This is a genomic window from Chamaesiphon polymorphus CCALA 037 (assembly GCF_003003845.1).
GTDB classification, from domain to species: domain Bacteria; phylum Cyanobacteriota; class Cyanobacteriia; order Cyanobacteriales; family Chamaesiphonaceae; genus Chamaesiphon; species Chamaesiphon polymorphus.
Genome location: NZ_PVWO01000070.1, coordinates 1 through 17,338 on the forward strand (window position 1 = coordinate 1; position 17,338 = coordinate 17,338).

At 45.8% G+C, this 17,338-nt stretch carries 19 protein-coding genes and 1 pseudogene; 10 read left to right on the forward strand and 10 right to left on the reverse strand.

Going from position 1 to position 17,338, the window contains the following annotated elements:
• Positions 1-216: 216 nt before the first annotated feature.
• The 3 genes from apcA (at position 217) to C7B77_RS07850 (ending at position 1,785) form a co-directional block, all read left to right on the forward strand.
• Positions 217-702, forward strand: coding sequence for an allophycocyanin subunit alpha (gene apcA, locus C7B77_RS07840; protein WP_106302453.1), 486 nt, complete (start codon positions 217-219; stop codon positions 700-702).
• A 78-nt stretch (positions 703-780) separates the two neighbouring features.
• The gene (gene apcB / locus C7B77_RS07845; protein ID WP_015160896.1) at positions 781-1,266 is read left to right on the forward strand and encodes an allophycocyanin subunit beta; all 486 of its coding nucleotides are present in this window, start codon (positions 781-783) and stop codon (positions 1,264-1,266) included.
• Between the two features lie 315 nt (positions 1,267-1,581).
• Positions 1,582-1,785, forward strand: coding sequence for a phycobilisome linker polypeptide (locus tag C7B77_RS07850; protein ID WP_106302456.1), 204 nt, complete (start codon positions 1,582-1,584; stop codon positions 1,783-1,785).
• A 229-nt stretch (positions 1,786-2,014) separates the two neighbouring features.
• Here the strand turns inward: C7B77_RS07850 and C7B77_RS07855 are convergent, their stop codons facing one another.
• On the reverse strand, positions 2,015-2,551 hold the full coding sequence (locus C7B77_RS07855; RefSeq protein WP_106302459.1) for a hypothetical protein: 537 nt from the start codon (positions 2,549-2,551) through the stop codon (positions 2,015-2,017).
• A 101-nt stretch (positions 2,552-2,652) separates the two neighbouring features.
• On the opposite strand from C7B77_RS07855, the gene C7B77_RS07860 reads away from it, so the two are divergent.
• Entirely contained in the window at positions 2,653-3,930 is a 1,278-nt protein-coding gene (locus C7B77_RS07860; protein WP_245894111.1) for an esterase-like activity of phytase family protein, read from the forward strand.
• A gap of 166 nt (positions 3,931-4,096) precedes the next feature.
• Here the strand turns inward: C7B77_RS07860 and C7B77_RS07865 are convergent, their stop codons facing one another.
• The 5 genes from C7B77_RS07865 to rpaB form a co-directional block, all read right to left on the reverse strand.
• Complete coding sequence (locus tag C7B77_RS07865) at positions 4,097-4,288, reverse strand: hypothetical protein (RefSeq protein WP_106302462.1); 192 nt, start codon at positions 4,286-4,288, stop codon at positions 4,097-4,099.
• Positions 4,289-4,345: 57 nt separating this feature from the next.
• Positions 4,346-4,669, reverse strand: a complete 324-nt coding sequence (locus C7B77_RS07870) for a hypothetical protein (RefSeq protein ID WP_106302465.1) — start codon at positions 4,667-4,669, stop codon at positions 4,346-4,348.
• Positions 4,670-5,308: 639 nt separating this feature from the next.
• Positions 5,309-5,794, reverse strand: a complete 486-nt coding sequence (locus C7B77_RS07875) for an AbrB family transcriptional regulator (protein ID WP_106302468.1) — start codon at positions 5,792-5,794, stop codon at positions 5,309-5,311.
• Between the two features lie 116 nt (positions 5,795-5,910).
• On the reverse strand, positions 5,911-6,594 hold the full coding sequence (locus C7B77_RS07880; protein ID WP_106302471.1) for a cofactor assembly of complex C subunit B: 684 nt from the start codon (positions 6,592-6,594) through the stop codon (positions 5,911-5,913).
• 125 nt (positions 6,595-6,719) lie between these two features.
• The gene (rpaB, locus tag C7B77_RS07885; RefSeq protein ID WP_015160902.1) at positions 6,720-7,448 is read right to left on the reverse strand and encodes a response regulator transcription factor RpaB; all 729 of its coding nucleotides are present in this window, start codon (positions 7,446-7,448) and stop codon (positions 6,720-6,722) included.
• Between the two features lie 375 nt (positions 7,449-7,823).
• Between rpaB and cas5 the strand changes: the two are divergent.
• The 3 genes and pseudogenes from cas5 to C7B77_RS07895 all read left to right on the forward strand — a co-directional run.
• Positions 7,824-7,889 (forward strand): annotated as a pseudogene (gene cas5, locus C7B77_RS31860) (CRISPR-associated protein Cas5); the annotation flags it as partial.
• A gap of 3 nt (positions 7,890-7,892) precedes the next feature.
• A complete protein-coding gene (gene radA / locus C7B77_RS07890; protein WP_106302474.1) occupies positions 7,893-9,389 on the forward strand; it encodes a DNA repair protein RadA in 1,497 nt (498 codons plus the stop codon).
• Positions 9,390-9,662: 273 nt separating this feature from the next.
• Complete coding sequence (locus C7B77_RS07895) at positions 9,663-10,379, forward strand: rhomboid family intramembrane serine protease (RefSeq protein WP_106302477.1); 717 nt, start codon at positions 9,663-9,665, stop codon at positions 10,377-10,379.
• A 48-nt stretch (positions 10,380-10,427) separates the two neighbouring features.
• Here C7B77_RS07895 and C7B77_RS07900 read toward each other — a convergent pair whose 3' ends face one another.
• Genes C7B77_RS07900 through bchD form a run of 4 tightly spaced genes read right to left on the reverse strand, consistent with a single transcriptional unit; the run spans position 10,428 to position 14,028 of the window.
• Positions 10,428-10,871: a PD-(D/E)XK nuclease superfamily protein gene (locus C7B77_RS07900; RefSeq protein ID WP_106302480.1), complete on the reverse strand. Its 444-nt coding sequence runs from the start codon at positions 10,869-10,871 to the stop codon at positions 10,428-10,430.
• On the reverse strand, positions 10,864-11,673 hold the full coding sequence (locus tag C7B77_RS07905) for a DNA adenine methylase (RefSeq protein WP_106302483.1): 810 nt from the start codon (positions 11,671-11,673) through the stop codon (positions 10,864-10,866). The genes C7B77_RS07900 and C7B77_RS07905 overlap by 8 nt, the downstream gene beginning before the upstream one ends.
• 3 nt (positions 11,674-11,676) lie before the next feature.
• Positions 11,677-11,967 carry a hypothetical protein gene (locus C7B77_RS07910; protein ID WP_106302486.1) on the reverse strand — a complete coding sequence of 97 codons (291 nt, stop codon included), beginning with the start codon at positions 11,965-11,967 and terminating at the stop codon, positions 11,677-11,679.
• A gap of 21 nt (positions 11,968-11,988) precedes the next feature.
• A complete protein-coding gene (gene bchD / locus C7B77_RS07915; protein WP_106302489.1) occupies positions 11,989-14,028 on the reverse strand; it encodes a magnesium chelatase ATPase subunit D in 2,040 nt (679 codons plus the stop codon).
• A gap of 823 nt (positions 14,029-14,851) precedes the next feature.
• Between bchD and C7B77_RS07920 the strand changes: the two genes are divergently transcribed.
• The 3 genes from C7B77_RS07920 to C7B77_RS07930 form a co-directional block, all read left to right on the forward strand.
• Positions 14,852-15,907 carry a hypothetical protein gene (locus tag C7B77_RS07920; protein ID WP_146138229.1) on the forward strand — a complete coding sequence of 352 codons (1,056 nt, stop codon included), beginning with the start codon at positions 14,852-14,854 and terminating at the stop codon, positions 15,905-15,907.
• A gap of 88 nt (positions 15,908-15,995) precedes the next feature.
• Positions 15,996-16,619, forward strand: coding sequence for a hypothetical protein (locus C7B77_RS07925; RefSeq protein ID WP_146138230.1), 624 nt, complete (start codon positions 15,996-15,998; stop codon positions 16,617-16,619).
• 147 nt (positions 16,620-16,766) lie between these two features.
• A partial coding sequence (locus C7B77_RS07930) for a hypothetical protein (protein ID WP_106302498.1) occupies positions 16,767-17,338 on the forward strand: 572 nt, incomplete at its 3' end.

Sequence of the window (17,338 nt, forward strand, 5' to 3'; positions counted from 1 at the left end):
CACTCATCCACCCATCCACCCTCCCAGCCCCGATCGTTACAAACTATTAAGACTTTACTCAGAAACTAGTAATAATGCCGGAAAATGTTTGCGGAAGGTATACAAATCGCGACTAACTCATACTTAACTGTGAGCGATCGCGATCGGCCTCAGACCTAATGGCACTAAGCCAGTTAACATAAGTCTGGTAACAAACTTTTTTGGAGCAAAACCACAATGAGTATCGTCACCAAAGCGATCGTCAATGCAGATGCTGAAGCTCGTTACTTGAGCCCAGGCGAATTAGATCGGATCAAAACCTTCGTCACTTCTGGCGAACGCCGTCTCCGCATCGCTCAAACCCTAACTGACTCTCGCGAGCGTCTAGTTAAAGGTGCTGGCGACAAACTGTTCCAACAACGTCCTGATGTTGTTTCCCCAGGTGGAAACGCTTACGGCGAAGAAATGACTGCAACTTGCTTGCGCGACCTCGACTACTACCTCCGTTTGATCACTTACGGTGTAGTTGCTGGTGATGTTACTCCGATCGAAGAAATCGGTGTAGTTGGCGTGCGTGAAATGTACAGATCTTTAGGTACTCCTATCGATGGCGTTGCGACTGGCGTCCGTGCGATGAAAGATGCTGCTACTTCAATGATGTCTGGTGAAGACGCTGCTGAAGCTGGTGCTTACTTCGACTACCTAATCGGTGCAATGAGCTAGTTCCAAACTAGTTTATTCACAAGTCCGATTATATTTCGCAACATAAGCAACTAGAGACTAGATAAGGAATTTAGGAAAATGCAAGACGCAATTACTTCTGTTATCAATTCATCCGACGTTCAAGGTAAATACCTTGACTCCTCCTCGTTAGACAAGCTCAAAGCTTACTTCGGTACTGGCGAACTCCGCGTTCGTGCGGCTGGTACGATCAGTGCTAACGCTGCTACCATCGTTAAAGAAGCTGTAGCTAAATCCTTGTTGTACTCGGATATCACTCGTCCCGGTGGTAACATGTACACCACTCGTCGTTATGCTGCTTGCATCCGCGACTTAGACTACTACCTCCGTTATGCTACCTACGCAATGCTAGCTGGCGACCCTTCCATCTTGGACGAGCGCGTTCTCAACGGTTTGAAAGAAACTTACAACTCCTTGGGAGTACCTGTTGCTGCTACCGTTCAAGCAATCCAAGCAATCAAAGAAGTTACTGCTAGCTTAGTTGGTGCTGATGCTGGTAAAGAAATGGGTGTTTACTTAGACTACATCTGTTCTGGCTTGAGCTAGTCATCTAAGTTAACAAACTTATTTCCGATCTAGATAAAAAAGTCGAGTCTGGGAAGTCCAATGTGAGTATTAGCTCTTCAGCAGCTTATCTAGTTTAACTAAGGTAAGTTTTGACGGTCTAAAATTAACGTTTGACTCCCAGACTTTGATGTATTTAGAGCTTTGAATTTCGCGATCGATTGAGATTATCTCATTACATAAGTAAAGTATTGCGATCGAGTCCCGATCTCCTAACCTTTATTAAAGCATCGGCGACCGAAAAGTGCGAAAATTAGTATAGTTTATCCAAAATATAAAAATAGGAGAACCATCGACATGCGGATGTTCAAAGTCACCGCCTGCGTTCCCAGCCAAACTCGCATCAGAACTCAGCGCGAATTACAAAATACTTATTTTACTAAATTAGTACCTTATGATAGCTGGTTCCGCGAACAACAGCGAATCATGAAAATGGGCGGTAAAATCATTAAAGTTCAGTTAGCCACTGGCAAACAGGGTGCTAATACTGGATTACTTTAATTATTAATCGCATAAACATGAAAAGAGGTCGGGTATCCGACCTCTTTTTTGGTTGTAAAGAGCACAACGACTAGAAGTCGTTGCTGGTGATGCAAAGTCCGCCTACGCGGACTGAGATATCTATTAATAGCCAAGGGCGTGAGGACATTTTCTAATTATTTAATTAGTCTGCGTAGGCAGACTTTGATCGCCAGCGGCGATTTCAATCGCTGTTCTATCCTGAATCGACTTATACACTAAGCGGTGCAACTGCCTGCGCGATCGCGGTTTTCTGTTCCTCATCGTAACCCCAGCGAGTTAAAAAATCACTGTACGAACCAGTCCCAGTCTCGATACTAGCGACTAATTCCCGACACATATCCCAAATTTGTGGCAGGTTTAATTGTTGGATAATTTTAGTCGTCCGCGCGGCTACAGTCGCTGAAGATGTTGCCATGTCGCTATCGTTGCGTCGCTGGTGATAGATTTGTTGAGCGGTAGACATCGCGATATTTTTGACGAGTAAGTCAGCAGCAACTTCTGGATGTGCGTGGAGCGCGGCGATAATTTCTGGCTGAGGCTCGTCGCAGATCGGATCGGGAGAAGTCAAATAAGTGACAAAAAATCCCCGCGCACCATTTGCAGTTTGGACTAACTCGGACACAAAATCTTGAATTTGAGCGGGTGTCAACTCCTGTTTTTTAAGCTGGAGCAAGAATGCTTGTGTCAGCTCGATCGCTTCATCGAATTTGATATTATTAGGAACGGACAAGGTAGATAAAGACATGTGTTAATTAGTCGATCGTCGATCGCGGCTAGATTGGTTCTGAATTGCTCTAAGAAGCGAGCGTGGTGTTTTAGGGGGCACAGAGTCTTAAACTGTAAATAATGGGTTGGCAGACCACGATCGGCGTCTTTAATTATGTATTATTACCCAGAATCGATATGACTCTAGATAAAAACCCCAATTCTCAACGCAAAAAATTCGGTAGTTGGATTTTAGCGGGGACTGTCTCTTTCGGAGCTTTGTTATGTCTGGTGGGGATTGCGATCTTTTTGACTTCTTGTAGTTCGGAGTTGCCCAGCGAGGCTAGTAGTAGGATCTTCAGTAAGATTTCGATCGAGTATATCGGCGAATACAAGATTCCCTACGATTTTCAGGTCAAAAATACCCCCGTTGGGGGCTTGTCGGGATTGACTTACGATCGACAGCGCGACAGGTTTTACGCGATTTCTGACGATCGTAATGATAAGGCTCCAGCTCGATTTTACACGCTCAAACTCGATCTCGATACTAAAAGCCCACAAGTCAAATTTAATAAAGTAGACATCACGGATGTAACGTCGCTCAAAAATGCCAATGGCAAAGCCTACCTCAAATGGGAAACCGATACCGAAGCTATTGCCTTAACCTCCGAGTCATCAGTATTTATCTCTAGTGAAGGAGATCGCAGTCGGAATATTCCACCATTTATCAACGAATTCGATCTTCAAACTGGGCGAGTCAAACAAGCTTTACCCATTCCCGCGCGTTATCTCCCCGATACCGAAGCCAAACGCGGCGTGCAGAATAATCTGGCATTTGAAGGCATGACACTCAGTCCGACGGGTACTCTTCCGGCTAGCGGCGAACCACTGCGACTATTTGCCGTGACCGAATCGGCCTTGATGCAAGATAAAATAGCACCCAAAGTTGGCGAAGATGGCAAGATTCCTGGTGCTAAAAATCGCTGGCTGCACTACCTCCTGAGCAATCGTCCCGATGCGATCAGCGAGCACATGTATCAACTCGATCCGCCGCCATTAGGTGCTGTCGAGCATGGTTTGCCCGAAATTGTGTCGATCGATACTAGCGGTCATTTTCTGACCCTCGAACGCTCTTTCGGTTTGGCAGGCTTTAGTGCGAAAATCTTTCAAGCTACCCCCGCAGGTGCTACCGATACTAGCAAAATTGCCAGCTTTAAAGGGAATACCACCATTCAACCCATCAAAAAACAATTAGCCTTCGATCTCCAGCAACTAAATATCTACCTCGATAATCTTGAAGGCATGGCTCTAGGCCCTAAGCTTCCTGACGGCAGTCAGATATTATTGCTAGTTAGCGATAATAACTTCACCAAGCGTCAAATTACCCAGTTCTTGCTATTCAAATTCAAGCAGGGATAATCGGCTTTTAGACATTTAATCTACTAGTTAAGAAAAGGCCGCGATTTGCGCCTGTCAACGTTTAACAAGGAACAGGCGTTGAAATATCCCACTGTTTAGGTCGCTTATTGTGAGGGTGGGGTTTAAATTCCTACTCTATCAACCCAATTATCAATTATCAATTAATCTAATCGTCCAGATCTTGGCGTTCTAACCGAGTAACACGGCGACTTAGACGGCGAATTCTACGTTCGCTATTGGTCAGATCGAAGTTTAGATCGTCTACAAAGTTTGGCTCTTCATCACCTGGTATGCTAGTCTCAGCTTTTTGACCCGAAATCCTTACTGCTAAGCCAAAAATGGCTGAAAAATCTAACAATAATAGATTTTAGGCTCAATCCCTTGTTAGCTATCAATCTGGGCGGAAATCAGCATACTAAGTAATGAAGATCCCAAAGTTTTGGTGGGCTGTAAATGTATTGCGAATGACAATTGAAACAGCACCTTCTACACTATCGATCCGATAGCGGAGGCTGACAACATCTTCACGAAGAGCATTAAGATTGTTTTGCAGAGCAGCTATTTCTTGCCGGACAAGAGCTAAGTCTTGCTTGGTAGCCATGTTTTGTTCTAGAGCAGTTATTTCTTGCCCGACAAGAGCTAAGTCTTGCTTGGTAGCCATGTTCTGTTGCATGGTACCAATAGCCTGAATTATCTGTGCTAGTTGACTCTCAAGGCGATCGAAACGTTCTTCAGACATATGCTATCCTAATTAATAGAAAGTATTTTGTTTTTGGGATACGGCTTTAGCTTCTATCTAAAGCCGTATTTCTATTTTAAGTCAATGTTGTGCGTTGTGATACTACTATCTCATCGACTGGTGCATGTTAACTAAAAAGTCTAACCAATAACTCATCAACTAGCTCAAATAGCCAAGAACAAAGAGTATACAGTTCCGTGCGAGCAGATGGCTGTTCATAAAAAGCGGTTTGATGTCGATGCTTGGGGTGAGGAAGTACCAAATACTCCTGACTATTCAGAATTGATGCACAACCACTGCTATAGATGTTAGCTAACTAAGACGATCGACAGATCCACTTGTTGCCATTGTAATGTCTCACACTAGCACGTAAAATGCCCGCAAAATTTAGAATCGAGGCGGCATTTCGTTAAATTGCCTTTTCGCTAAATTTTGAGAGCATTTACAGTTGCAAGTAGCCGATTTCTTCGTGGCGATGAAATCTATTACCAATAAATTCTTACCATCACCATCAGCCGATCGATAAGCTTCGATCGACATTCAGGTTTACCAATACATCGATCGATTGAGTAATAGCTAGACTTTCTATGATGCCGCGATCGCTTGCCCTGAATTAAATGGATGTGCTTGTAGCCAAGCTTAATTATCCTGAATTAAATGGATATGCTTGTAGCCGAGCTTAATTGTAAAGGTATCGCCTTCCTTGAGACCCATCCCTTTGGTATAAGCAGAACCGATCAGCAACTGACCATTTTTGTGAATGGTGGCTTTATAAGTGGCAACTTTGCCACGACTGTCTCTACTAGTTTCGTCTAACTTAACGCCTTTAGCAGCGAGTACCGCATCATAAAAACCAGATAGATCGGTGCGGATGCCACCAGATGCCGATGTTTTTACATAGCCACATTGTTTGGCAGTTTCCCGCTTAGCTAGATGAGACAGTTCTTTGACTCTTTGGAGTAAAGCCTTACCCGCGAGCGGTGTTTGGGCAGCCTCAACTTCAGTTGGAGCTTCGATCGTTGCGACTACTTTTGCCGATTTTTCTGCTTTTGGGGCAGATATAGCTGTCTCGGTTGCGGCACTTTTACGAGCTTTGGGAGCAGATTCTAGTTTAGTTTTAGCCATGATTGAATTAGCTGGATGTTAGTTTCATTATGCACTTAATAATTGGCTAAATTACTATTAAGGCAAAATTTTTGTCGTTAATCTCTAATTTTTGGAGGCGATAAAGGTAGAAATACTCAATTTTTATCGTTTGGCTTTGTGGTGGTAGGGGCAATTGTCGAGAGCGACTCCAAACTGTTTGCCAATTTATTGGCAATTCCCTCGATCCAAGTTTCGTCTTGTTTGGTATAACTGCGTGGGGCATTTGCCCCTAAGATCGCGACCCCTTCAGCCCCCAAGGGCTGGCAAATAATCCCTTGAGTGTTGGGTGGTAAATAATCGAATTCAAATCTACCGGGATAGATTTTTGTATCCACTAAATAAATTGCTTTTTGCTTGCTCAAAACTAGATTGAGAATCGCACCAGGTGTGACTTCGGCTTTTGGTGCTAAAACCCCTCGCCGGAGTAAGACTTGCCCGCGATAGTAAATGACGATCGATCGAGTCACCGTATTTGTCAGCAGCAGATGTGATGCCCAAGCTAATTCGGTTTTAAGATCGTCTGGTAAAGTTGGCAACAGTTCAAATCCTTCTGTTCCCTCTAAGATAACGCTGTCGGGTTGTCGGGGTTGGACTTGTTGCCATAGCAATCCCGTCAAAATTAAGACTGCTGTTAAGATGACGCCCACTGCATCCGATCGCGCCTGTGAATCGGTCAATTCTGGAGTCAGCAACCGATTTACCATCAATAAGGTGCCTGCGATACTTCCCGCGACGATCGGCACGAGTCTGACAATGCGGTTATTATCTGTTTTCATCAACAGCTCCAGACCTAGATTTTATTAGTTCAAACAGACTAAAATGGTAAACCGGACACATGAAAATACTAGAGTAGGGCTATGCCCACTCTTTTACTTTACACGTTCCGATTTATGACCTCTAATCCCTAGATTTCATCAGGCTCGATAATGCGCTGAAATAAATACCCCGTACCTCTAGCGGTAAGGATCAGTTCGGGGTTGCTAGGATCTTCTTCTAATTTGGCGCGGAGCCGAGAAATATGGACGTCCACGACTCTAGTATCGACATGACGTTCGGGAGTGTAGCCCCAAACCTCTTGGAGAATTTCCGATCGCGAAAAAGCTTCGCCCGATCTACTCACGAGCAGTTCGAGCAGACTAAATTCCATCCCGGTGAGTCGAATCCGTTCGTCACATTTATAAACTTGACGTTTATTAGTGTCGATCTTGATTGTGGCAATCTGGATCACTCCCGAACTGGGAATTCCATTGAGTCCATTTTTATCTACCCGCCGCAATACCGATCGAATCCGCGCTTCCAATTCTTTGGGGGAGAAGGGTTTGACTACATAGTCATCCGCACCCAATTCTAGCCCGGTAATGCGATCGGCGACATCACCCAACGCCGTGAGCATGATAATCGGCACATCAGACTCTTTGCGTAGCTCCTGACACACCCCATAGCCATCGAGCTTGGGCATCATCACATCGAGCACGACGAGATCGGGACAGGTTTCGCGAAAAGTTTCTAGGGCTTCTTCCCCATCAGCCGCTGTAACTACATCATAGCCAATCATGGAGAGGCGAGTTTCTAAAATGCGGCGGATGCTAGCCTCATCATCAACGACCAGAATAGTTTCCTTATGATTTTCCAAGCTTATCAAAGCTCCTATCGTATAGTGGTAATTTTTTTAACGTTAACTTTTAACATCCTAAGATTAAGATTATCATTAATCCCAACTAAATTGGTGCAGTCAAACCCCTTCAGATATCGGAATTGCGTCGATTGCCAGTTAAAACCCATTAATATTTTTTAACAATCTGGTCTATTTATCTCAGCTAAAGGCGAATCTTTAAATGTTCGCCTCAGCCGAACAGTTTTGAAGTGGAGTTTTGAGATCGCCACTTAAGACGCCCTTTACTCTATCGCGTACCGACAAGTTATGTGAGTTGCTGCGTAGTCTGTGTTACCCCTCCCCAGCCCTCCGGGAGCCAGAGAAAGCCCCCCTTATGAAGGGGGTTAGGGGGGTAAACCAACCTCAAACGGAGTCCAACCAACTTGTCGGTACCCTCTACCCTCTACCCTCTACACCTAGATAATGGCAAAACAGCCCCGTACTTCCTATGTCTGTAATGAATGTGGATCGACATCCCCACAATGGTATGGAAAATGCCCGATCTGCAATACTTATGGCTCGCTGATCGAACAAGCACCGCCGTCTACTTCTAGGGGAGTTGGTGTCAAGCCTGCCAATGCTCGATCGAGTGACGAGCAGCCGCATCCTCTCGCAGCCTTAACATTCCCCGAAATTATCGATGGTGAAGAAGAACGCTGGGCGTCTGGGTTTGGCGAACTCGATCGCGTTTTGGGCGGTGGCATCGTTCCGGGTTCGCTAGTCTTAATTGGTGGCGATCCGGGGATTGGTAAATCTACGCTGCTGCTTCAGACTGCCAATTTGATGTCCAAACATTATCGGGTGTTATACGTCTGTGGAGAAGAATCGGGCAAACAAGTCAAACTTAGAGCTTCACGACTGGGAGTCGAAGGTACCAAAGGCGAACTCACGAGCGAGGAAATCGAGGCAAATGGAGCGGCTGAAGTACCAAAACAATTAACAGTAGCCGATGGCGCAAATTTATACGTCCAAGCCGAGACAGATTTAGAAGAAATTCTGCGGGAATTAGAATCGCTGCGCCCTCACGTTGCTGTGATCGACAGTATTCAAACAGTTTATTTCCCTGCGTTGACCTCTGCCGCAGGCTCTGTCGCTCAGGTGCGAGAATGTACGGCAGCGTTGATGAAAGTCGCCAAACGGGAAGATATTACCCTGTTAATTGTCGGACATGTCACCAAAGAAGGGGCGATCGCGGGGCCAAAAGTATTAGAACATTTAGTCGATACCGTCTTATATTTTGAAGGCGACAGGTTTGCCTCCCATCGTCTGCTGAGATCCACCAAAAATCGCTTTGGAGCCACTCACGAAGTGGGGGTGTTCGAGATGGTCGATCGAGGATTGAGAGAGGTTGACAACCCTTCTGAGCTGTTTGTAGGCGATCGCCAGGGGATGGCTCCAGGTACGGCAATTGTCGTCGCTTGCGAGGGCACTAGACCGATCGTGGTAGAGTTACAAGCCTTAGTCAGTCCAACTAGTTATCCATCGCCCAGACGCGCGGGTACGGGCATCGATTACAATCGTTTGACGCAAATTTTGGCCGTACTCGAAAAACGCGTCGGGATTCCGCTCTCAAAATTAGATGCTTATGTCGCTTCTGCTGGGGGGCTAAATGTCTCCGAACCAGCGGTAGACTTAGGGATGGCGATCGCGATCGTGGCGAGTTTTCGCGATCGAGTGGTGGCTCCTTTTACGATCCTAATCGGCGAAATCGGTTTGGGCGGACAGGTGCGGCAAGTATCGCAACTAGAGTTACGCCTCAAAGAAGCAGCTAAACTGGGCTTCAAACGCGCGATCGTGCCCAAAGGACACCAGCATTTTGCCGATTTGGGGATGGAAATTATTCCCGTCGGACGAGTGATCGATGCGATCGTCGCTGCCCTTCCTGCCGAGACAGAAGTAGAAGATATCGAGGAAGATTGATATCTAGATTTACGCTGTAGAAGACTAGATCGAGGCAATCCCATTAGGAACTAGAAAATTGTCGTTTTTTGGTACAGAGCTAGACGCCAAAGGATAGAAGGGGCGGATGTTAAATTATTAGTATTTGAGCAATATTTGTCGCCCATGAGATCGATCGAGATGACAAGATGAGACTGGGATCGATCTTCTATCCCCTACAAATTGCTCAAATCGATCGGCTCGATCCGACATTTGCTCGGTCGGTATCTATTATCCCCTATCCTCTGTCTTTATATGTTTCCAATCGATGATGACAATCCCACCAGAATTACGCCGTTTGTCACCTACACGTTAATTGCGATTAACGTTCTCGTATTTATCTATGAGTTGAGCTTCTCCGAACGCGGTTTGACTAACTTTTTCTATCAATGGGCGATCGTGCCGCAACAACTGACGGGCGCACTTACTGGAGTTCCTTATCCAATGTTACGCGGTGGAGAGCCACCCGAAATATTAACCCTGATTACATCGCAATTTCTCCATGGTGGCTTCGCACACATTGCGGGAAACATGTTGTTCTTATGGATCTTTGGTAATAACGTAGAAGACCAATTAGGACATGTAAAATTTTTATTCTTTTATCTAACCTGTGGCGTACTGGCTGGTTTAGCTCAATGGTTTTTCAGTCAAGGTTCGCAGGTACCCTCATTAGGTGCTAGTGGTGCGATCGCGGGCGTGATGGGAGCTTATATCATTCGGTTTCCCAATGTCAGTGTCAGAACGGTAATTCCGATCGGGATTTTCCCATTTTTTACGAGAATTCCTGCTTATTTTTACTTAGGAATCTGGTTCTTTCAACAAGCTTTATATAGCTTTGCCACGCTTGGCGCACGTACTAATGTTGGTATGGAAAACGGCGGCGTTGCTTATTGGGCACATGCAGGCGGATTTGTATTTGGTGCAATTCTCGGCCCAATTTTAGGACTATTTTCTCGAAGTTCGGAAGTATGATTTTGTCTTAAATATAGTGGTGGGCATTGCCCATCACTATATCTGGATCTATAAATTTTTACGATTAATCAATGTAAGAAAACGTTCTGGATTGACAACTTTCACCAGTTCTGTTCCATTAATATATTCATTAAAATCTCCATTCAGATAAGCTTCTTTTAACTTAGGATTCCAACCTTCTCCTCCGATAATTAAGTAGGCATAAGGAAATCTACCATTACTATTTTTGATGGCATCAATTAACTTGATGATTTCAAAAGGAACTTTCTGCTCGGCTGTTCCTGCTGTCTCTTGCCATTTCTTTGATAAAATTAACCAGCGTAAATCGGGAGTTTCTATCACTCGATCTGGAAGATGCTTTCCACCACTGATAGTTGGAACTAAAAATGGTGAATACTCATCTTTAGTTAAGATTCGGTAACCTTGTGCTGGCAACACTGTATCAAACAGTTGCTCGAATACTTTTCCTGTATTAACACCAATTTTAGACATCGATCGAAAACCCCTTGTACGCTATGACTTCTTTGGCTGGGCGACGATCGCCATTACAAGAGATGCGTCTGGGTGCATCTACTATATCGATAGTAAACCCATAATCTCGGTACAAATCGACAATTCGATCGGTTGATTGATTAGATAAAATAACTTTACCAGGATGTTTTGCCAGCCATCGAGTCAGCCGGATTTGATCTTCCCATTTAAAGTCATCCTGACTATATTTAGTAAATTGCACATCATAGGGCGGATCGGCATAAATAAAATCATCTGGCTCTAATTTTAAGCATTCAAAATCACCGACGGTAATATCCCATGCGTATAAAGCGGCTTGATATTCACTAAAATCAGTCGCATAATTAATTGTTTTGTACCGCCCAAAGGGGACGTTAAATTCGCCACTATTATTAAATCGACACAGCCCATTAAATCCTGTCCGATTTAGATAGTAAAAAATTTGGGCGGCTTCACTAGTTTGAGATTTACCCGCACGAGTTAGTTGATTGAACTGCGATCGCATTTCATAGTAAAACTCGCGATCGTTTTTCATCTCGATCTCTACTACTAATCCTTGTTGGAGATGATGGTAAAGATTCGCTAAATGAATATTGGCATCATTTAGTAACGCGCGCTCTGGTTTCAAGCCTAAGGCTACAGATAAACTGCCCATAAAAGGTTCTACCAAACGACAACCATCTTTTGGTTGCCATAGCTTTAGCAATGTAGGCAACAGCCATCTTTTGCCTCCAGCCCACTTGAGTAGTGGCTTGATTGAGGTTTCAGGGGTGGAAGATGGCATAAATTAGTTAGTTAGTTTGCTTGGTGCAAATTCATAATAGGTGATTTTTCCTTTTTGATATGGTTGCCAGCCTCGATCGAGAGCATATAGAATGAATTCTCTGACGAACCTAGGTGAAATAGACACGATCTTTCCATGTTCGATCTGGGTAAAGATTGTTTGACCAGGATTTTCTGCTGTTTGGACAAAAACTTCTAGATCGAGTGCGGGTTCGTCTCCTGATTGTTTGACCAACCATCGATACTCCAGATCGTCAATAATAATCGCTCTCGCTTTCTGTTTCGATAAAGTCACGACTTTTAATAAGTTATAAAATTACCGCATATCCCCGATCGCACTCATGGCGGTAGCTGCGATCGCTTGTTCGGTAGCTTTAGGAAGATGATGATATTTACCATTAGCTTGTTTGGCTAATTCTTTAGCAAATCCCGTCGAGATAAATTTATTTTCGGTATCGATGACGAGTAATTTAATCCCGATCGATCGAATTCGTGCGGCAATATCTAACAACTCTTGCTTGATATCTGGTTTCTCCTCAGGTGGAATTGTATCGCCCAAGGAACGTGCTAGCGGCACATTGCCTCGTCCGTCGGTAATGGCGACGATGACGACTTGTCCGACATCACCCGAACTCTGAGCGTTGACACCGACTCTCACGGCTTGAGTCAAACCATGTGCTAATGGCGAACCACCGCCACATGGCAGACGTTCGAGGCGGCGTTTGGCCATCGCGATCGATCGAGTCGGCGGTAATAATACCTCCGCTTGTTCGCCTCGGAAGGGAATTAACGCTACTTGGTCGCGATTTTGGTAAGCTTCCGTGAGTAGACGCATCACGGCACCTTTAGCCGATTGCATCCGATTGAGAGCCATCGAACCCGAAGCATCGACTACAAATATTACCAAAGCACCCGATCGACGGGCTAATTTCTTGCCGCGAATATCGCCTTGCTCGACGATGACTTTGCGATCGGGTTGTCGCACTCTGCGCGACTTTTGATAGGGCGCAGCGGCTCGCAAGGTGGCATCAACGGCAATCCGACGGACTTTACCCTTTGGTAAAATCGGTTTGACATATCTACCCCGATCTTCAGAAAATACCAGGCTACGACTGCCGGATTTGCCCTGTTTTTGTTGGGCGGATTGGGCAAAAGCGAGGATCGTATCGTCCAAAATTACACCTTCGATATCAAAGACAAATTCTTCGGGAATATTCGGCGGTTCTTCCGGTTGGTCTTCATTTTCTGGCTCGTCGTCGCGATCTTCCTCTTCTTCTTGCTCGTCTTGCTCCTGCTCCGATTGGTCTTGAGGCTGTTGGGGTGGCGGCGGTGGTGGGGGTGGATTTTCCTCTGGTGGGGTCTGAATCACCGTCGCGCGGGGCACAATGACTAGTTCTACTGCGCGCCGCAGATCGTCAGCATTGACATTCGTGCGCCCTTCTAGTGCTGCTGCGGCTTTAGCGACGCGCACGGCAAATAATTCGGCGCGATGCCCCATGACGCCGCCACGGAGGGCTTCGGTAACTAGATATGTAATTTGTTCTTGGGTAATCTGGACGTCTTTGAGCCATTCCCGCGCTAGCAGGATTTGGGTCTTGAGGTTGTCGATTTCTTCGGTATATTGGGTGAGAAAAGCTTGAGGCGACGAGGAGTAGGAAATCGCTTGACCAACTGCTTGCACGCGTTGGTCGATATCCAGGATGCCATCAGCCGATAGCGAAATTGCGATGCGATCGAGCAAATGCTCTCTTAAGGCACCTTCTTCGGGATTATAGGTGGCAATCAGCAATGGTTTACAGGGATGTTGGAAGCTGATTCCTTCGCGTTCGATTTGATTGCGCCCATCAGTGAGGACGCTCAATAGCAGGTTGGCGATCTGGTCGTCGAGGAGGTTGATTTCATCGATATATAAGACGCCCCGATGCGCTTGTGCCAGCAGTCCTGGCTGAAAGACCGAGGCTCCCGCCTGCACCGATTTATCCAAATCTACCGACCCCAAGAGCCGATCTTCCGTCACGCCCAAGGGAATTTGGACGAAGGGAGCTGGTACGATTTTGGTCTGTAATTCTAAATTGGGATCTGATGCCCGCACGGCTAATAAACTATCATCCCACTCGCTGGGCGATTGCGGATCGCAGTTGCTGACCCCGCCAACGGCAATTTCGATCGGGGGTAAGAGCGAGTGAATTGCCCGTGCCATGACCGATTTAGCCGTACCACGACCGCCAGCGATCGCGACTCCGCCCAAGGTTGGATCGACAGCAGCTAGTAGCAGTGCTATTTTGATAGCTTCTTGTCCTACTACCGCACTCAGGGGAAAGGCATTGATGTTGGAGGTCGCGATCGCTGTTGACATTATAATTTGGATTCTACTGGGGGATACCCTCTTCGGGAGCGCAAGGGCGAGAGCAGCCTTGCGATTAGATCGCTCGGCTCTTATAGATCTAAATTATCTCATATTAAGCACTTGGAACCGATCTCGGTCGCCAGCGGTCATTTACCGTATCTAGATATACTCTAGATAATTTCTTGCCGTATGTTAATTTAGGCAATTCAGTGGGCACAATTTAACTAGCATATTTATTTTCATGAATATGTTGCAAAGATAGATTAGCGCGTGTTTCTACATCCATATTGGCGATTTTAGATCGTCCAATGGGTACAATCTAAGATATCAACCTCTCTACCGATCGATAGTATAAATTATCGATTAGTAAAGTTGGAATTCTAGCAATACAAATATTGGATCTGGAGTAGCACCTTTGCTGAAGTTACCAATAGATGTGTTCGGCCTTCAACTCTCAACCGCGCTCTCTAGCTTAAATCTATCGTCTACAGCTTCTAACTTTGCAATGAGATATTATTGTTGTCGATCTCGATCTCGATGCCGATCTGTCAATTGAGATAACTCCTGGTTATTTCAATTGACGATTGCTAGCTCGACTGTATCCTTGCCAATATTAGGCATCAAAAGTATACTCAGACTAGCTCTCGATTGAGTAATATGGCTGACGATCCTCATCACGATCGTGTTAGTATTTAGAAAAATATACGAAGCATATTAACGTTGAATTTAGATCGGCGTTTTAGTTCGGACTTCGAGTACACACGATCGAATCTCCAAGTTAGTTACAAGAAATTTACGCATCAGCTCTTTAAAATATCCGGGAAATTTCAATATGAAGCGATTAATGTGGTACATTGGCTGCTGTATGATGCCTTTATATAGTGCATCAGCTACTTATGCTAGCCCAGAAATCAAATCCAGCAGTAATAATCCGATCGCGACTGGTAACGCAGCTAGTTTGGGTAGACTCTCCAGTACCGATTACCATGCACCCACAGCAGCACCAATAATCGCCAATAATCTGCTCGGTCAAGTGCCCCCACCACCCCCAACTCCCACCGACACGCCCACCACGCCACCAGCTACAACTCCAGCACCCCCCAGCGGTTCGGAAACTCAGGACATCCAAAATCAGCTCAACGAGCTAAAAAATCCCCCCCCTCAAGACAACGCCAACACTTTTCAGCCCAAATCTTCTCCAGCTTTTTCGATTTTCAACCCGATTGGGTTTGGTGCCGATAAAAACCTCGTCTTTCTCTCTGTAAGTTACCAAAGTCGCACCAGGTTTACACAGACTTCCGACGGTGAAGCTGGGATTGGGATTGGTTTAGGCGATGCAGTTAACTCGATCGGTGCTGAAATATCTTACAGTCTCAATAGTTTCGGTTCTAGTGCTGGATTTGGTAGCGGCGCATTCAACGCCAAGCTGCACAAACGCATCGGTGAAGATAGTGCTGTCGCCATCGGCTGGAACCAATTTGCCAAAGTTCAATTTGGTGGTGGTAGAAATGGTAACGGTGCCTCTGACTATCCCAACAACTCCTATTATTTAGTCGGTACCAAAATTCTACGGACGGTAGACGATATCAATCAACCATTCAGCCGCTTGGCCTTAACGGCTGGGGTCGGTAGTGGTGTATTCTTACCATTCGATCGCAATGCACCTCTCGATCGTGGCGGACTCAATGTCTTTGGTTCGGTCGGCGTGCGGGTGGCCAGACCAGTCAGCGCGGTCGTCGAGTGGACGGGTCAAGATTTAGCCGCAGGCGTATCGGTAGCACCATTCGATAACTTCCCCTTGGTAATCACTCCTGCCGTTCGGGATATTACCGGAGCTGGCGATGGAGCTAGATTTATTTTAGGTGCTAGTTTAGCTTTTAATTTCTAAAAGTTATGAGACAATTACCACATAATGGTAATTGTCAATAGTCTGCACCCGTTTCAACGATCGATAATTCACTATCAAGCAAGGCTGAATGTCAATGCTAAATATTTCTAAATCTCCGGCAGTAATTTTTGGTTGTAGCGCAATCGTTGCAGCATCCTTAGGTGGTTTTGCTAGCTCTGCTAGTGCCGCCGAACAATTCAACGGCAAAAATGGCCAGCGAGGTACTTTCCTCATCGCCCAAACGATCGCCCCCACAAATGCCAGTAATGCTAGTGGCACTAATGTTACAACCATTAATAACCCTAGTATTCCCCAACCGATCGGCCCTGGCGGCATATCGCCAGCCACGACGGCCAGAATCGACGGTTTCGTTCAAAGCTTTCAGCCCCTTGAGGCTAATCTCTCTCAAGCAAGAGCAGAAGTAACCCGACTCGAATCAATTACAACGGCTGCACCAGATCCTGGCCCCGTTCGTTACTCGGTAGACAAAGGCGTTGCCGATCTCGCAAGCTGCGGTTGTCCTGATGCTGAGGCTATCGGTTCGACTCCCGCTACAAATACTCCCAGCCCCGAACTAGTAGCAGCCCGCGAAGCCGAAGCCAAAGCAGCAGCAGAACTCGCTGCGGCTAAAGCCGAAGCACGTCAGTTTATCGAATCTGTCAAGAGCGAGAGAAGTGCTACTTCGAGAACTGTAGATACCTCCTTGTGGTAAGCAGTACCCATTAACCCCTAAAAGTTACAGTCCCGATGGAAGGGCGATTCTACCATCGCCCTTTTGTGCCAGCTTAATTTAGAGCCAATGGCTGCGGACGACTGAGACGATCGTCAATCGACTATTAGCAAGTTAGACTCGAAAACTATGAAAACAATATCCAAATTCCAGCAATTAGCGATCGGCTGTGCGACTGTCACAACAGCAGCGTTCGGTACCCTCATCCCATCTGCTAGTGCTGCCGAACAATTTAACAACCAAACCATTCAATTCAATCGCGATACAATTATTGAATTTCAATTTCTGAAATCTAATAATGCCGCTCAATCGACCTTTGGGGTATTGAACCTGGCAACTGGCGAAAAAACTCCCCTCATCAACGAAGCTCGCGCTCAAGATCGTCCCGGTAGAAACTATGCAGGTACTTCTGGTAAAGCGGTTAGAAAGCCGTTCGCAGAATTCACCTTCAAGTCGGGTACTCCCTATACCCTCTATCTAGAGTCAAATGTCAGAGGTAAAGGCATTACCACCGTTTACTCCGTTCCCGAAAAAAATGGTGGCGCGCAGCTAGCTAGATTTGACAACGATGCGACAGCATTAGGTACCCAAGGCGTCAGAATCGGTTGGAACGACGGTACTTCCAGCCGAGGTGGTTTCAATCAGTTCCTCGTCATTGCTGGCGGTGGCATCGGCTGTCCTTGTAAACCAAGTCCATCTTT

What these genes read in the sequence shown, in the direction of transcription:
- apcB (WP_015160896.1), top strand. Translation starts at nt 781, where the DNA reads ATGCAAGACGCAATTACTTCTGTTATCAATTCATCCGACGTTCAAGGT.
- C7B77_RS07895 (WP_106302477.1), top strand. Translation starts at nt 9,663, where the DNA reads ATGTTTCCAATCGATGATGACAATCCCACCAGAATTACGCCGTTTGTC.
- C7B77_RS07920 (WP_146138229.1), top strand. Translation starts at nt 14,852, where the DNA reads ATGAAGCGATTAATGTGGTACATTGGCTGCTGTATGATGCCTTTATAT.
- C7B77_RS07855 (WP_106302459.1), bottom strand. Translation starts at nt 2,551, where the DNA reads ATGTCTTTATCTACCTTGTCCGTTCCTAATAATATCAAATTCGATGAA.
- bchD (WP_106302489.1), bottom strand. Translation starts at nt 14,028, where the DNA reads ATGTCAACAGCGATCGCGACCTCCAACATCAATGCCTTTCCCCTGAGT.
- C7B77_RS07850 (WP_106302456.1), top strand. Translation starts at nt 1,582, where the DNA reads ATGCGGATGTTCAAAGTCACCGCCTGCGTTCCCAGCCAAACTCGCATC.
- C7B77_RS07925 (WP_146138230.1), top strand. Translation starts at nt 15,996, where the DNA reads ATGTCAATGCTAAATATTTCTAAATCTCCGGCAGTAATTTTTGGTTGT.
- radA (WP_106302474.1), top strand. Translation starts at nt 7,893, where the DNA reads ATGGCAAAACAGCCCCGTACTTCCTATGTCTGTAATGAATGTGGATCG.
- C7B77_RS07905 (WP_106302483.1), bottom strand. Translation starts at nt 11,673, where the DNA reads ATGCCATCTTCCACCCCTGAAACCTCAATCAAGCCACTACTCAAGTGG.
- C7B77_RS07900 (WP_106302480.1), bottom strand. Translation starts at nt 10,871, where the DNA reads ATGTCTAAAATTGGTGTTAATACAGGAAAAGTATTCGAGCAACTGTTT.
- C7B77_RS07870 (WP_106302465.1), bottom strand. Translation starts at nt 4,669, where the DNA reads ATGTCTGAAGAACGTTTCGATCGCCTTGAGAGTCAACTAGCACAGATA.
- C7B77_RS07860 (WP_245894111.1), top strand. Translation starts at nt 2,653, where the DNA reads ATGGGTTGGCAGACCACGATCGGCGTCTTTAATTATGTATTATTACCC.
- C7B77_RS07875 (WP_106302468.1), bottom strand. Translation starts at nt 5,794, where the DNA reads ATGGCTAAAACTAAACTAGAATCTGCTCCCAAAGCTCGTAAAAGTGCC.
- apcA (WP_106302453.1), top strand. Translation starts at nt 217, where the DNA reads ATGAGTATCGTCACCAAAGCGATCGTCAATGCAGATGCTGAAGCTCGT.